Consider the following 13,735-nt stretch of genomic DNA (forward strand, 5'->3'; position numbering starts at 1 on the left):
AGAACAGAAAAATTATCTATGGCCAGATTAGCCGGGGAATTTCTTTCGCTAATTCTTCATAAAATTTTTGGTAGAATAAAGCAGGTATTTTTGGTATAATTATTGAATAGAGTATAGGAATAAGTAAAAAATGGGAGGTCGCTATCGTGACAGAACTTAAGAAATTCAAACGTGTAGTTTTAAAGCTTAGTGGTGAAGCCCTGGCCGGTGAAAAAGGCTTTGGCATTGATCCGACAGTAGTATATGCCTTGGCTAAGCAAATCAAGGCTGTAGTTGAGACAGGGGTAGAGGTTGCTATCGTTAACGGCGGCGGTAACTTCTGGCGCGGACTCAGCGGCAGCAACAAAGGCATGGACCGTGCTACTGCTGACTACATGGGAATGCTGGCAACCGTTATCAACTCTTTGGCGTTGCAGGATGCATTGGAAAACTTAGAGGTTCCGACCCGTGTGCAGACCGCTATTGAAATGCGTCAGATTGCAGAACCCTACATTCGTCGCCGTGCTATCCGCCATATGGAAAAAGCTAGAGTCGTTATTTTTGCCGCAGGTACCGGTAACCCCTATTTCTCCACCGATACCACCGCTGCTCTGCGTGCTGCAGAAATCGAAGCAGATGCTATCTTGATGGCTAAAAAAGGCGTAGATGGTGTTTATGACAGCGACCCGGCAGTTAATCCGGATGCGAAAAAATTTGATGAGCTGCCTTACATCGAGGTTATCAAACGTCATCTCAGCGTAATGGATTCCACTGCAATCAGCCTGTGCATGGATAACAACATTCCTATTGTAGTATTTAATATTGATGAACCGGGTAACATTCTGCGTGCTGCTGCAGGCGAAAAAATTGGTACCCTGGTAGGAGGTAAGGAATAATGGCAACAGTTAATGAAATTATCAGCGGTATCGAGAGCAAGATGGAAAAATCCGTTGCTGCTCTGCGTGTAGATCTGGCAAGCCTGCGTGCTGGCCGTGCAACTCCCTCTCTGCTGGAGAAGGTTATGGTTGATTACTACGGTTCCCCGACACCTGTAACTCAGGTGGCAAGCGTAACCGTACCGGAACCGCGTATGATTGTTATTCAACCCTGGGAGAAAAACATCCTGAAGGACATCGAAAAAGCAATTATGAAATCTGACCTCGGCCTGAACCCGAACAGCGACGGCATCTGCATTCGTCTGAACCTGCCGCAGCTGACCGAAGAACGCCGTAAGGATCTGGTTAAGGTTGTACATAAAAAAGCTGAGGAATACCGTGTTGTAGTCCGCAACCTGCGCCGTGATGCCAACGATGCTATCAAAAAGACCGAAAAGGCTAAGGAAATTACCGAGGACGAGGCTAAGAAGGGTACAGAAAAGGTACAGAAGCTGACAGATAAGGTTATGAAGGAAATCGACACTGCAGCTGCTAACAAAGAAAAAGAAGTAATGGAAGTATAATGGAAATTCCACAGGTTTTGGCACTGCCTCTGGATGAGGCTGCCCGTCGCCTGGAGGCCGCAGGCTGCACCTATGAGGTGCAGCCTCTGCTGCCGCCGCGTGCAAGCGAGGCAGACTTTGAAGGGCGCGAGGTGCGCAGATATGTAGTAAGACAACAGCAGTTGTCTGCTAATAGATTAGCTCTTACCATTGTGTATAGATAAGGAAGGAGGTGCGACGAATGGCTCTGAAAATTGATAAGGATTCTTGCGTAGGCTGCGGTACTTGTGCTGCTACCTGCCCCGTTGGCGCTATTACTGAAGTTGACGGTAAATATGAAATCGGTGAAGACTGCGTAGAATGCGGCGCTTGCGCTGCTAGCTGCCCGGTTGGCGCTATTGAGTAATTCAAGACTGCAATGCAAAATCAGGAAGGCGGCCTCCCGCAAGGGGGAGGCTCGCCTCTTCTTTAATCAGGGAAAAAAGTAAGGAAAACTAAAAGCAAGTTACAAATTTTAGCGAAGGGCTTGATGCTTGTGTTTAGAGGCTTGTTTCAAACAAAAAATAAGACTAAGAATAATATCGTAATGCATACTGAGGACTTGGATATGCAGAATATTCCTCAGCATATTGCAATTATTATGGACGGCAACGGTCGCTGGGCTAAGGCTCAGGGCAAGGTGCGTACCTTTGGCCATCAGGCCGGAGCAGAAACACTGAAAACTATTGTCAGAGCAGCTGATAAGCTGGGAGTTAAGGTTATCAGTGCTTATGCATTTTCAACCGAAAACTGGAAGCGTCCGGTGACGGAAGTAAACTTCATCATGGAGCTTTTGAGCCGTTATCTGACCAACGAAATTGATGAATTTAACGAAAATAACGTACAGGTGCGTTTTATCGGCTCGCGTAAAGGTCTGCCTGAGATTGTACAGCAGAAGATGGACCACGCAATCGAGGCAACGAAAAACAACACCGGTATTATTTTGAATTTGGCTATAAACTACGGCGGACAGGCAGAAATCCTGCATGCTGTGCGTACCATTGCAGCAGAAGTTGCCAACGGTACTCTTGCCGTAGACGATATAGATAATAATGTGATCGAAAACCATTTGTATACCAAGGGCCTGCCTGCGCCGGATCTGCTTATCCGTCCGGGCGGTGATTTGCGTATCAGCAACTTTTTGCTCTGGCAGATTGCTTATGCGGAAATCTGGACAACTAAGGTGTACTGGCCGGAGTTCACGCCGGATCATCTGGTGGAGGCGATTTTGGCTTATCAAGGGCGCGAGCGCCGTTTCGGCGGCCTGGTCAGCCAGTAAGACGCCATATACGTCGTCAGGGCTCCTAGCAGTACGAGTATGTACGGCGTCGTCGCCCTTCCTCGTCTCTGGCATCTTCCTGGCTGCCTGGAGGAAATAGGAAAGACGCCATATACTTCATCAGGGCTCAAATAAATTAATCTAATAACTCAAAGAAGGATGTATTTTAACTATGTTAACACGTATTATTACCGGTGTAATCGGTATTGTGGCAGCAGTCGGCATTATCACCAAGGGTGGCATGCTTTTTAATGCGGCTGTTGCTGTTTTGGCTGCTGTTGCCTGGTACGAATACCACAAGATGGTGGAGAACAAGGGCTATCATGCCTACACGCTGACCGGTGGCGTTGGCGCACTGCTGATGGTGCTGGTTGCCGGTGCAGGCTATTATTTTGAGCTGGAGGGCGTTTATACGCTGGCATTTATTTTGATGCTGACAGCGCTGTTCTTCATTTTCAGTACAATTGAGGGCCTGTGGCTGCATTGCAACCGAGGTGAGCAGCATTGGGCAGAGAACAGTGCGCTTACTGCCTGGGGCATGCTGTATTGCGGCCTTTTGTTTGCGCACATTATTTTGTTGCGCTCCTTTGACGGCGGTCCGCATATCGACTTGGGCTTCCGTGTATTTGAATACGGAGAAATCTGCCTGTGGATTGTGCTTTTGGGCACTTGGGCCAGCGATACCTTTGCATATTTCTTCGGCCGTGCCTTCGGCAAGACGCCGTTCTGCAGCGTCAGCCCGAAGAAATCCTTTGAGGGCGCTGTCAGCGGCTTTGTCGGCTGCTTTGTGACCGTACTGTTTCTGTGCATTATCTGCTTAGGCATTGCTTTGTGGCATGCTGTGGCAGTGGCGCTGGCGGTGGCAATTTTTGCTCCGGTTGGCGATTTGATCGAATCCATTGTCAAACGCAGCTTTGATATTAAGGACTCCGGTAAGATTTTCCCCGGTCACGGCGGTGTGCTGGACCGTTTCGACAGCCTGCTGTTTACGGCACCGGTTGTGTATTATCTGCTGATGATTATCAGCGCTTTATCTATGTTTCAAGAATAGAGGATAGCAAATGAAGAATATTTCTATTTTGGGCAGTACAGGCTCTATCGGTCGTCAGACGTTGGAGGTTGCTGCTGCCAATCCTGAAAAGCTGAAGGTACGCGCGTTGGCTGCGCATAAAAGCGATGAGCTTTTAGAACAGCAGATTAAGCAGTTTGAGCCTGATATTGCCGTTTTAACGGATAAGGATGCTGCTAAACGCTTGGCTAACCGCTACCACGGCAAGACAGAAATTTTAGCCGGGGAGGAGGGTCTTCTGGCTGCCGCTACCTACGAGGGAGCGGATACAGTGCTCGGTTCTATGGTAGGCTATGCCGGGCTGCGCCCGACGTTGGCTGCTATTGCCTGCGGTAAAAATATTGCGCTGGCAAATAAGGAAACACTTGTTGCTGCCGGCAGCATTGTTATGGAAGCCGTGCGTAAGCACGGTGTAAGCCTGACTCCTGTTGACAGTGAGCACAGTGCTATTTTCCAATCTCTGCGCGGCGGTACGGAAAAGGAAGTCAAACGCCTGATTATTACGGCGAGCGGCGGTCCCTTCCGCGGTAAAAAACGCAGTGAGCTGGAAAATGTCACCCTGGCGCAATGCCTCAATCATCCCAACTGGAGCATGGGGCAGAAGGTTACGCTCGATTCCTCTACATTGGCCAATAAGGGCCTGGAGGTTATGGAGGCACATTGGCTGTTTGATATGCCCTATGATAAAATTGCGGTTGTTGTGCATCCGCAGAGCATCGTACACAGCTTGGTAGAATTCTGCGACGGCAGTGTGATTGCTCAGCTGGGTGTGCCTGATATGCGTCTGCCGATTCAGTTCGCTTTGAGCTGGCCGGAACGCTACAACTATAGCTTTGAACAGCTTGATCTTGTTGCTGCGGGTAATCTTACCTTTGAAGCACCTGATTTAGAAGCATTTCCTTCCTTGAAGATTGCTATTGACTGCGGTAAGGCTGGCGGCACTCTGCCCTGTGCCTTCAATGCTGCCAACGAGGAGGCTGTATATGCCTTTTTGGCAGGCAAAATTAAATATCTGGATATCCCTTATATCACTGCTACGGTTACAGCGCAGCATAACAATGTTCTGCGTCCGCAGCTGGAGGATATTGAAGCAACGGATGCCTGGGCGCGTGCTGCAGCCCAAGGGGTTATTGCTAAATTATAGACTGAAGGCCGGCAGGATTAGCCGACTATCGTAAGGAGGTAAAATGCTTACAATATTAGCCGCTGTTTTTGTTTTTGGTGTGCTGGTTACGGTACACGAATTCGGTCATTTTATTACGGCAAAGCTCACAGGTATGCGTGTTGATGAATTTGCCATCGGCTTCGGTCCTAAGCTGTATCAGCAAAAGGACGGCGATACCTTGTATAGCCTGAGAGCTATTCCGCTGGGTGGCTATAATAAAATCGCAGGTATGGATCCTGATGATCCGCCTGAACCCGGAACCTTTAAATCTAAGCCGATTCCCTCTAGAATGCTGGTTATTCTGGCAGGTGCGCTGATGAATTTTCTGTTGCCTATTATTCTTTTCAGCGGTATTTTTATGCTGGAGGGCAGGCAGGAGCTGGTGAATGAGCCAATCCTGGGTACTGTTGTAGACGGCATGGCTGCGGAAAAAGCGGGACTGCGTAACGGCGACCGCATTCTGACGATTAACAATAAGCCTGTTGCTACCTGGACGGAGGTTGTTACCAATTTGCGTGCGAGCGGAACTAATCCGGTAACGCTGACTGCAGAAAGCCAGGGAGCTGTAAAAAGCTACACTATGACTCCTGTATTCGATAAGGAGGCAGGTCGTCCCTTAATCGGCATCAGCCCTAAGTTCAACAAGGTCAGCCTTGGTTTCTTCGGCTCCATTAAGGAAGGCTGCGTATATACCAAAAATATTATTGTTTCTATGCTTAATGGTCTGTACAAGATTGTTTCCGGTAAAGCTCCGGCTGAGGTTGCCGGTCCTATCGGCGTGGCGCAGATGGCCGGTCAGGTGGCAGAAAAAGGACTGCTGCCGTTGATTACCTTTGTTGCTTTTCTGAGCATTAACCTGGGCGTTATCAACCTGCTGCCGCTGCCGGCACTGGACGGCGGACATTTTGTACTGTTGCTGTTGGAGGGCCTGCGCGGTAAACCGCTCGGCAGCAAGGCTATGACTAACATCCAGATGGTTGGTATTGCGCTGATTTTAGCGCTGACAGTGTTTTCCACCTTTAAGGATATAACACGTTAAGAGGTGAATGAAAGTGATAGAACGTAGAAAAACCCGCCAGCTGCACGTAGGCAGCGTGGCCGTGGGCGGCGATGCTCCGATTGCCGTTCAGTCTATGACTAACACACATACAGACGATGCTGCTGCAACCTTGGAGCAGATTCAGCGTCTGGCAGATGCAGGCTGCGATATTATCCGCTGTGCTGTGCCTGATATGGCAGCGGCGGAGGGCCTGAAAACTATTTGTAAGGAAAGTCCGATTCCTGTCATTGCTGATATTCATTTTGATTATAAGCTGGCTTTGGCAGCGATTGAAGCAGGCGTTGACGGCCTGCGCTTAAACCCCGGTAATATCGGCGGCGAAGAGAAGGTGCGCGCTGTGGTAGAAGCAGCGAAGGAACGCAACATTCCTATCCGCATCGGTGTCAACGCCGGCTCCCTGCCGAAGGATTTGCTGGAAAAATACGGTCATCCCACCGCGGAGGCTCTTGTAGAGGCTGCTTGGCGCCACGTCCGCATCCTTGAAGCGATGGATTACCGTAACATTAAGATTTCGCTCAAGGCGCATGATGTGCCGCTGACACTGGAGGCCTATCGTCTGATGGCAGCGCAGTGTGATTATCCGTTGCATGTCGGCATTACGGAGGCAGGCACTGTCAATAGCGGTATTATCAAATCCGCAGTAGGCATCGGTACGCTGCTTGCTGAGGGCATCGGCGATACTATCCGCGTTTCTCTGACCGGTGACCCGGTGAACGAGGTGCGTGTGGCCTATGACATTCTGAAATCCCTTGGTCTGCGTGAGCACGGACCGACCTTAATCAGCTGCCCGACCTGCGGACGCACCCGCATCAGTTTGGAAAAGCTGGCGCTGGAGGTTGAACGCCGTCTGGCAGATATTGAAGAACCCATTACGGTTGCCGTTATGGGCTGTGTGGTCAATGGACCTGGCGAAGCACGTGAGGCCGACGTCGGTATTGCCGGCGGCATAGGCGAGGGACTTGTATTCCGCAAGGGCGAAATCCTGCGTAAGGTGCCCGAAGAGCAGCTTGTAAGCGAGCTTTTTGCTGAAATAGATAAAATTTTACTTGAGAGGAAGGTATCCCGTTAATGAAAGTTTCTAAAATGTATGCACCCACTCTGCGTGAGGTTCCGTCCGAGGCTGAAATCCCGAGCCATCAGCTGCTGCTGCGTGCCGGTTTTATGCGTAAATCCACCAATGGCATGTACACCTATCTGCCGCTGGCTTGGCGTGTTATTAAAAAAATCGAAAATATTATTCGTGAAGAGATGGACCATGCAGGCTGCCAGGAAATCATGATGCCGATTATGCAGCCGGCAGAAATTTGGAAGGAAAGTGGCCGTTGGGACGCTTATGGCGCAGAAATGGTACGCTTGAAGGATCGTCATGGCCATGAATACTGCCTTGGTCCTACTCACGAGGAAATGGTTACTACCCTGGTTAAGAACGATGTACGTTCCTACCGTCAGCTGCCGCTGAACCTGTATCAGATTCAGGATAAATTCCGTGACGAACGTCGTCCGCGCTTCGGCCTGATGCGCAGCCGTGACTTCATTATGAAGGATGGCTATTCCTTCGACCGTGATGAAGCAGGTCTGGACGTTTCCTATAAGGCAATGTATGATGCTTATGACAAAATCTTTACCCGCTGCGGTCTGAACTTCCGTCCGGTAGAAGCAGACAGCGGTGCTATCGGCGGTACTGGCAGCCATGAGTTCATGGTGCTGGCAGACAGCGGTGAAGCAGAAATTACCTACTGCACCAAATGTGATTACGCTGCTGATATCGAAAAGGCAGAGCTGTATCCGATAGAAGCTCCGGCAGAAGAAATGCAGGAGCTGAGCGAGGTTGAAACTCCGAACTGCAAGACTATTGCCGACGTTTGCGCTTTCCTCAACGCTCCGATTGAAAAATCCGTAAAGGCTGTTGCTTACCAATGCGAAAAAGGCCTGGTACTGTGCTTTGTTCGCGGTGACCACGAGGTTAACGAAACCAAAGTACAAAACACTGTAGGCGCAGTTGAGCTGGAAATGGCTGAGGCAGAGCTGCTGGCTAAGGCTGGCACTGTCGGCGGTTACATGGGCCCTGTAGGCCTTGACCCCGAAAAGGTTATTATCGTTTGCGATGCAACCGTTATGAATATGCACAATGTTTGCTGTGGTGCTAACCATGAAGGCTTCCACTACATCAACGCTAACCCGGGCCGTGACTTCACTCCGACCTACGTTGCCGATATCCGTCTGATGGCTGAAGGCGACCCCTGCCCGCACTGCGGCGCTCCGATTGCTAAGGCTCGCGGCATTGAAGCAGGTCAGGTATTCAAGCTGCACACCAAATACAGCGCAGCCATGAAATGCACCTATCTGGATGAAAACGGCAAGGAACAGCCGATGGTAATGGGCTGCTACGGTATCGGCGTTGGCCGTACTATGGCTGCCTGCGTTGAACAGAGCCATGATGCTGACGGCATGATCTGGCCTGTTGCTATTGCTCCGTATGAAGTACTTGTTGTACCTGTAAACGTAAAGGACGAAGCATCCTTCGCTAAGGCTGAGGAAATCTATAACGAGCTGCACAAAGCAGGCGTTGAGGTTGTTATCGACGACCGCAAGGAGCGTCCGGGCGTAAAATTCAAGGACGCAGATCTGATCGGCTATCCGCTGCGCGTAGTTGTAGGTCCTAAGACTCTGCAGACCGGCGAGCTGGAAGTAAAAGTTCGTAAGACCGGCGAAGTAAGCATGCTGCCGTTGGAGGGTGATTATATCACTGCTATCAGGGAGATGCTGCAAAAGCTGTAAAAATAACGCAGTTCCCGTGTCTGCGCCCGGCGCAGACGGAGGGAACGGAAGCTGTGAGGTGATACTGGCATGGATTTAATTAATACTTCTTTTTTGCATAACAAAGAGGTTGTTATGGTTATCAGGCTGGTTGTTGCCGCAATTCTCGGCGGTATTGTCGGTATAGAAAGAGGCAGCGGCGACCGCCCTGCCGGTTTCCGCACGCATATTCTTGTGTGCGTAGGCTCGGCGCTGTTTATGCTCGTTTCGCTTTACGGCTTTGATGATGTCTATCCTCAGACTACCAAGCTGGAGGAGGATATCGGTCAGCGTCGCGACTCGGCGCGTATTGCTGCTCAGGTTGTCAGTGGCATAGGCTTTCTCGGTGCAGGTACTATTCTGCATGAGGGACTCACTATCCGCGGCCTGACAACTGCTGCCAGCCTGTGGATGGTTTCTGCAATCGGCCTTGCTGCCGGCAGCGGTATGTACTTCCTCAGCAGTGTGGCGACCATTATCACCATGATAACTCTTGTTACCTTCCATACCTGGGAAAAACGCTTCGCTGCCAACAGCCGCAGCGACCGCCAGTTTGTCCGCATCATTACTACCAATCGCTCCGGTGCCATTACCGATGTTACCGGTTATCTGTCGCTCAACGGTGTACAGGTAAAATCACTGAACGTAAAGCGCGATAAGGAAAAGAATCGCCTGGTGCTGGAGGTTTATCTGAAGCTTGGCAAGACTGCGCCCGATGGTGGAGATTTGGTAAGAGGGTTGCAGGGGATTGAGGGTGTAGTAGGCGTCGAGAACATGCGATAAGCAAGATAAGCTATAGCACGCCATCTGCGTTGTTGCGTCGCCTCGACGTACTAAAAGTACGCCGTCGGCTTCGCGCCTAGCATCTGACGCACTCTAGCTTATCTCAGGAAAAAAGAAAGATAGCACGCCATCTGCGTTGTTGCGTCGCCTCGACGTACTAAAAGTACGCCGTCGGCATCTGCGCCTAGCATCTGACGCACTCTAGCTTATCTCAAAAAGCAGAGGAAGATAGCACGCCATTTGCGTTGTTGCGTCGCCTCGACGTACTAAAAGTACGCCGTCGGCATCCGCGCCTAGCATCTGACGCACTCTAGCTTATCTCAAAAAGCAGAGGAAGATAGCACGCCATCATAATCCAACAACTTCTCCCGTCATTATTAGGAAAGGATTTAATGTGAATAAAAAATATTGCCTGATTCCTGATGAAGAAAAATTTTATAGTTTTTTGGCTTCGCTGACCTTTTCCCCGGTGGAACTGATGCAGCTGAAGCTGATGCATATTAATCAGATTTGTGTAGACGAGTCTGCCTGTCAGTGGGAGGTGCACTTTAGCTGTGCCGCCCATCTTACCGGCGGCTTGATTCAGAAGGCGGCGCAGCAGCTTGCAGCCGCTTTTTCTTTGCAAAGCGTAGATATGATTTGCGACGGCGATGGCTCCAAATGCCAGATGATGCAGCGTGAGCCACAGGCAGAGGTAGAAATTACCGATTGCACTGGTGAACCGCTGCCGGAGGAGATTCCTCTGCCGCCGGAGCCGCCTGATATTGATATCGGCGAAACTCTGCCGCCGGAGCCTCCCTGCGAAGTTTCCTACAACAATCCGGAGGAGGATCCGGAGTATCTGCAGGCAATGGCTGCCTTATACGGTGAAAAGAAGGCAGACGGCCAGCTGTGGGGCAAAAAAATCAAGGGTACACCGCGTAAGCTGGATACTGTTACCGAGGAAGAGCGCAATGTTGTTATCGAAGGTACCTTTGTCAAAAGTCTGGATAAGGACGGTGCGCTGCAGACCTTTATTGATAAGGAAACGCGCGTCGGTTCCATTGTGCTGACCTTTAACGTGAGCGATGATACCGGCGGTATTTTCGTCAAGCTGCGTTTTGACAAGCGTGATGGCGGTGACCCACGCAAGGAATGCAATGAGTTTAAAAATTTGCTGAAGCCCGGTATGCGCCTGCGTCTGCAGGGTGATGTTGCCCCCGACCGCTTTGCCTTTGACGAGATGTGCATGGTGCCGCGTGGCATTATGAAGCTCGATGCCAAGGAGGAGCGCATGGATAATGCGGAGATTAAGAGGGTTGAGCTGCATTGCCATACGAAGATGAGTAAGCTTGATGGCCTGACACCGATGGAGGGCCTTGTAAAGCAGGCTATCCGTTGGGGCCACAAGGCTTTGGCGATTACCGATCATGGTGTAGTGCAGGCCTTTCCGTTCTGCTTTGATGCGGCGGAGGGCAGTGATCTGAAGCTGATTTTCGGCATGGAGGGTTATCTTATCAGCGACCGCCAGACGAAGGATGATGCTGTTGATACGGAAAATCCTGATGCTGCGACTAAGGGCAAGAGCAAAATCAGCAGTCACCATATTATTATTCTGGCGAAGAATGAAATCGGTCTGCGTAATCTGTACCAGCTCGTTACTATCAGTCATCTGCGTTATCTGAATAAGCGTCCGTTGCTGCCGCGCGCTGTTATCGAGGAGCATCGCGAGGGCCTTATTCTCGGCTCGGCCTGCGAGGCGGGCGAGCTTTACCGTGCGGTGCGCTTAGGTGCGAGCGATGAGGAGCTGGAGGAAATTGCCGGCTTTTATGATTATCTGGAAATCCAGCCTACGGGCAATAACCAGTTCCTGGTGCGTGAAAATTACTGTACGGAGGAGGATTTGCGGGAGCATAACCGCAAAATCTACGAGCTGGGCAAGCGCTTGGGCAAGTTGACGGTGGCAACCTGCGACGTGCATTTCCTCAATCCTGAGGATGCGCAGCTGCGTGCGATTCTGCAGGCCGGTCAGGGTTATAAGGATGCTGATTTGCAGCCGCCGCTGTACTTGCACACTACGGAGGAGATGCTCGAGGAGTTCTCTTATCTGGGCAATGAGGCAGCCTACGAGGTTGTTGTTACTAATACCAATAAGATTGCGGATATGATTGAACGCATTAAGCCTGTTCCCGACCGCGACCAGCTGTATTCGCCTTCTATTCCCGGTGCGGAAGATGCCGTACGTGATTTGTCCTATGCTAAGGCGCATGAATGGTACGGCGAAAAGCTGCCGCAGATTGTTGAGGACCGCTTGAAGATGGAGCTGGACGCTATTATCGGCCACGGTTTCTCCGTATTGTATTATATTGCGCATAAGCTGGTTAAGCATTCTATCGACCGCGGTTACTTGGTAGGCTCGCGTGGCAGCGTAGGCTCGTCCTTTGTTGCTACGATGCTGGATATTACCGAGGTAAATGCGCTGAAGCCGCATTACCGCTGTCCGCATTGCCGTCACAGCGAATTCTTTATGAACAATGAGGTCGACAGCGGCTTTGACCTGCCGCCGAAGGATTGTCCCGAATGCGGCACGAGGATGCTGCGCGACGGTCACGATATCCCGTTTGCAGTTTTCCTGGGCTTCCATGGTGACAAGGTTCCTGATATTGATTTGAACTTCTCCGGTGGTATTGATCCCGATGATCCGTCTGCTATGTCCGACCAGAGCGTGGCGCACAAGTACACCGAGGAGCTTTTCGGCCGCGACAATGTTTGCCGCGCCGGTACGATTGCTACTATCGCCAACAAAACGGCGATAGGCTTTATCAGAAAATATTACGAGAGCAAGAATCTGCATGTGCATCCGGCGCATGTGGCTGCGCTGGTTGAAGGCTTTGCCGGCATCAAGCGCACTACGGGCCAGCATCCCGGCGGCATCATGGTTGTACCGCGTAATATGGATATCCATTATATTACGCCGATGAACCGTCCTGCCGATGATAAGGATGGCACTACGATTACTACTCACTATGATTATCACAGCATCAATGACCGTCTGGTTAAGCTGGATATTCTGGGCCACGATGATCCGATGGTTCTGAAGATGCTGGAAAAATATCTGCAGGAGGATGTGGATCCTAACTTTGATCCCAAGAAGATTCCTGTGGGAGATGAAGAAACAATGCGTATCTTCCAGGATACGTCTTCGCTCGGTGTTACGCCGGAGCAGATTGACAGTGCTGTAGGCACCTTCGGTATCCCTGAATGCGGTACCAAGTTTGTACGTCAGATGATCAGCGATGTACAGCCGAAGAAGTTCAGTGAGGTTGTGCGTGTATCAGGTTATTCGCATGGTACGGACGTATGGCTGAACAATGCGCAGGATTTGATTAAGGAAGGCAAGCCTGTTGCCGAAACTATCTCCACGCGTGATGACGTTATGACGCACCTGATTTCCAAGGGCGTGGAGCCAAGTCTGGCGTTTAAGACGATGGAGCACGTGCGTAAGGGTAAGGCGGCGAAAAAAGGTCTGGAGCCGAAGATGCTGGAGGCTATGCGCGCAGTGAATATTCCCGAATGGTACATCAAGTCCTGCGAAAAGGTACAGTATCTGTTCCCAAAGGCGCATGCTGTTGCGTACGTTCTGATGGCGTACCGCATTGCTTATTGCAAGGTGCATTACCCTAAGGAGTTTTATGCAGCGTACTTTACGGTACGTGCCAAGGATTTTGATTATACCCATGTTTCCAAGGGTAAGGCTTATGTGAAGAATTTCATCAAGAATGTTTACCAGCAGGGCTTTAAGGCTTCGCCACTGGATAAAACAACGGTTACTTATCTGGAGCTGGTGAATGAGATGCTGGAGCGCGGTCTGAGCTTTGATAAGATGGATTTATACAAGTCGGACCCGATTAAATTCCTGGTTACGGAAAACGGCCTGCGTCCGCCTTTGGCTGCCTTGGGCGGTGTAGGTGAAAACGCTGCCAAGAGCATTGCGGCTGCCAGGGATATTAACAGACCGTTTATCTCCCAGGAGGATTTGCGCTTGCGCTCGGGCGTCAATAAGAGCGTTATCGAAAAGCTGGCAGACATGGGCGTTTTGGGCGATTTGCCGGAAAATAACCAGATTGATTTGTTTGCCTGAGATAGGA

At 50.5% G+C, this 13,735-nt stretch carries 12 protein-coding genes; all 12 read left to right on the plus strand.

Annotated elements, in window-relative coordinates; translation table 11 throughout:
- Nucleotides 1-146: 146 nt before the first annotated feature.
- The 12 genes from pyrH to Q0G26_RS03770 all read left to right on the plus strand — a co-directional run bounded on the left by pyrH (nucleotide 147) and on the right by Q0G26_RS03770 (nucleotide 13,728).
- Complete coding sequence (gene pyrH / locus Q0G26_RS03715) at nucleotides 147-875, plus strand: UMP kinase (RefSeq protein ID WP_021721057.1); 729 nt, start codon at nucleotides 147-149, stop codon at nucleotides 873-875.
- Entirely contained in the window at nucleotides 875-1,438 is a 564-nt protein-coding gene (gene frr, locus Q0G26_RS03720; RefSeq protein WP_293828695.1) for a ribosome recycling factor, read from the plus strand. Before pyrH ends, frr begins: the two co-directional genes overlap by 1 nt.
- Nucleotides 1,438-1,641 carry a hypothetical protein gene (locus tag Q0G26_RS03725; RefSeq protein WP_293828697.1) on the plus strand — a complete coding sequence of 68 codons (204 nt, stop codon included), beginning with the start codon at nucleotides 1,438-1,440 and terminating at the stop codon, nucleotides 1,639-1,641. Before frr ends, Q0G26_RS03725 begins: the two co-directional genes overlap by 1 nt.
- A 17-nt stretch (nucleotides 1,642-1,658) precedes the next feature.
- Nucleotides 1,659-1,823: a 4Fe-4S binding protein gene (locus Q0G26_RS03730; protein WP_009146289.1), complete on the plus strand. Its 165-nt coding sequence runs from the start codon at nucleotides 1,659-1,661 to the stop codon at nucleotides 1,821-1,823.
- A gap of 123 nt (nucleotides 1,824-1,946) precedes the next feature.
- Complete coding sequence (locus tag Q0G26_RS03735; RefSeq protein WP_293828699.1) at nucleotides 1,947-2,735, plus strand: isoprenyl transferase; 789 nt, start codon at nucleotides 1,947-1,949, stop codon at nucleotides 2,733-2,735.
- Nucleotides 2,736-2,907: 172 nt separating this feature from the next.
- The gene (locus tag Q0G26_RS03740; RefSeq protein ID WP_293828701.1) at nucleotides 2,908-3,786 is read left to right on the plus strand and encodes a phosphatidate cytidylyltransferase; all 879 of its coding nucleotides are present in this window, start codon (nucleotides 2,908-2,910) and stop codon (nucleotides 3,784-3,786) included.
- Between the two features lie 10 nt (nucleotides 3,787-3,796).
- Nucleotides 3,797-4,948, plus strand: a complete 1,152-nt coding sequence (locus tag Q0G26_RS03745) for a 1-deoxy-D-xylulose-5-phosphate reductoisomerase (RefSeq protein WP_293828703.1) — start codon at nucleotides 3,797-3,799, stop codon at nucleotides 4,946-4,948.
- Between the two features lie 43 nt (nucleotides 4,949-4,991).
- Nucleotides 4,992-6,008: an RIP metalloprotease RseP gene (rseP, locus tag Q0G26_RS03750; RefSeq protein ID WP_293828706.1), complete on the plus strand. Its 1,017-nt coding sequence runs from the start codon at nucleotides 4,992-4,994 to the stop codon at nucleotides 6,006-6,008.
- A 7-nt stretch (nucleotides 6,009-6,015) separates the two neighbouring features.
- Nucleotides 6,016-7,098, plus strand: a complete 1,083-nt coding sequence (ispG, locus tag Q0G26_RS03755; protein WP_293828708.1) for a flavodoxin-dependent (E)-4-hydroxy-3-methylbut-2-enyl-diphosphate synthase — start codon at nucleotides 6,016-6,018, stop codon at nucleotides 7,096-7,098.
- Nucleotides 7,098-8,807, plus strand: a complete 1,710-nt coding sequence (locus tag Q0G26_RS03760; protein ID WP_293828710.1) for a proline--tRNA ligase — start codon at nucleotides 7,098-7,100, stop codon at nucleotides 8,805-8,807. Before ispG ends, Q0G26_RS03760 begins: the two co-directional genes overlap by 1 nt.
- Nucleotides 8,808-8,876: 69 nt before the next feature.
- Nucleotides 8,877-9,608, plus strand: coding sequence for an MgtC/SapB family protein (locus Q0G26_RS03765; protein WP_293828712.1), 732 nt, complete (start codon nucleotides 8,877-8,879; stop codon nucleotides 9,606-9,608).
- 394 nt (nucleotides 9,609-10,002) lie between these two features.
- Entirely contained in the window at nucleotides 10,003-13,728 is a 3,726-nt protein-coding gene (locus Q0G26_RS03770) for a PolC-type DNA polymerase III (protein WP_293828714.1), read from the plus strand.
- The last annotated feature ends 7 nt before the right edge of the window (nucleotides 13,729-13,735 follow it).

Source organism: uncultured Phascolarctobacterium sp. (assembly GCF_934190775.1).
Lineage (GTDB): Bacteria > Bacillota > Negativicutes > Acidaminococcales > Acidaminococcaceae > Phascolarctobacterium_A.

Coding starts and splice junctions, on each gene's coding strand:
- Q0G26_RS03730 (WP_009146289.1), top strand. CDS start 1,659: ATGGCTCTGAAAATTGATAAGGATTCTTGCGTAGGCTGCGGTACTTGT.
- Q0G26_RS03765 (WP_293828712.1), top strand. CDS start 8,877: ATGGATTTAATTAATACTTCTTTTTTGCATAACAAAGAGGTTGTTATG.
- Q0G26_RS03740 (WP_293828701.1), top strand. CDS start 2,908: ATGTTAACACGTATTATTACCGGTGTAATCGGTATTGTGGCAGCAGTC.
- Q0G26_RS03735 (WP_293828699.1), top strand. CDS start 1,947: ATGCTTGTGTTTAGAGGCTTGTTTCAAACAAAAAATAAGACTAAGAAT.
- ispG (WP_293828708.1), top strand. CDS start 6,016: ATGAAAGTGATAGAACGTAGAAAAACCCGCCAGCTGCACGTAGGCAGC.
- rseP (WP_293828706.1), top strand. CDS start 4,992: ATGCTTACAATATTAGCCGCTGTTTTTGTTTTTGGTGTGCTGGTTACG.
- frr (WP_293828695.1), top strand. CDS start 875: ATGGCAACAGTTAATGAAATTATCAGCGGTATCGAGAGCAAGATGGAA.
- Q0G26_RS03725 (WP_293828697.1), top strand. CDS start 1,438: ATGGAAATTCCACAGGTTTTGGCACTGCCTCTGGATGAGGCTGCCCGT.
- Q0G26_RS03745 (WP_293828703.1), top strand. CDS start 3,797: ATGAAGAATATTTCTATTTTGGGCAGTACAGGCTCTATCGGTCGTCAG.
- Q0G26_RS03760 (WP_293828710.1), top strand. CDS start 7,098: ATGAAAGTTTCTAAAATGTATGCACCCACTCTGCGTGAGGTTCCGTCC.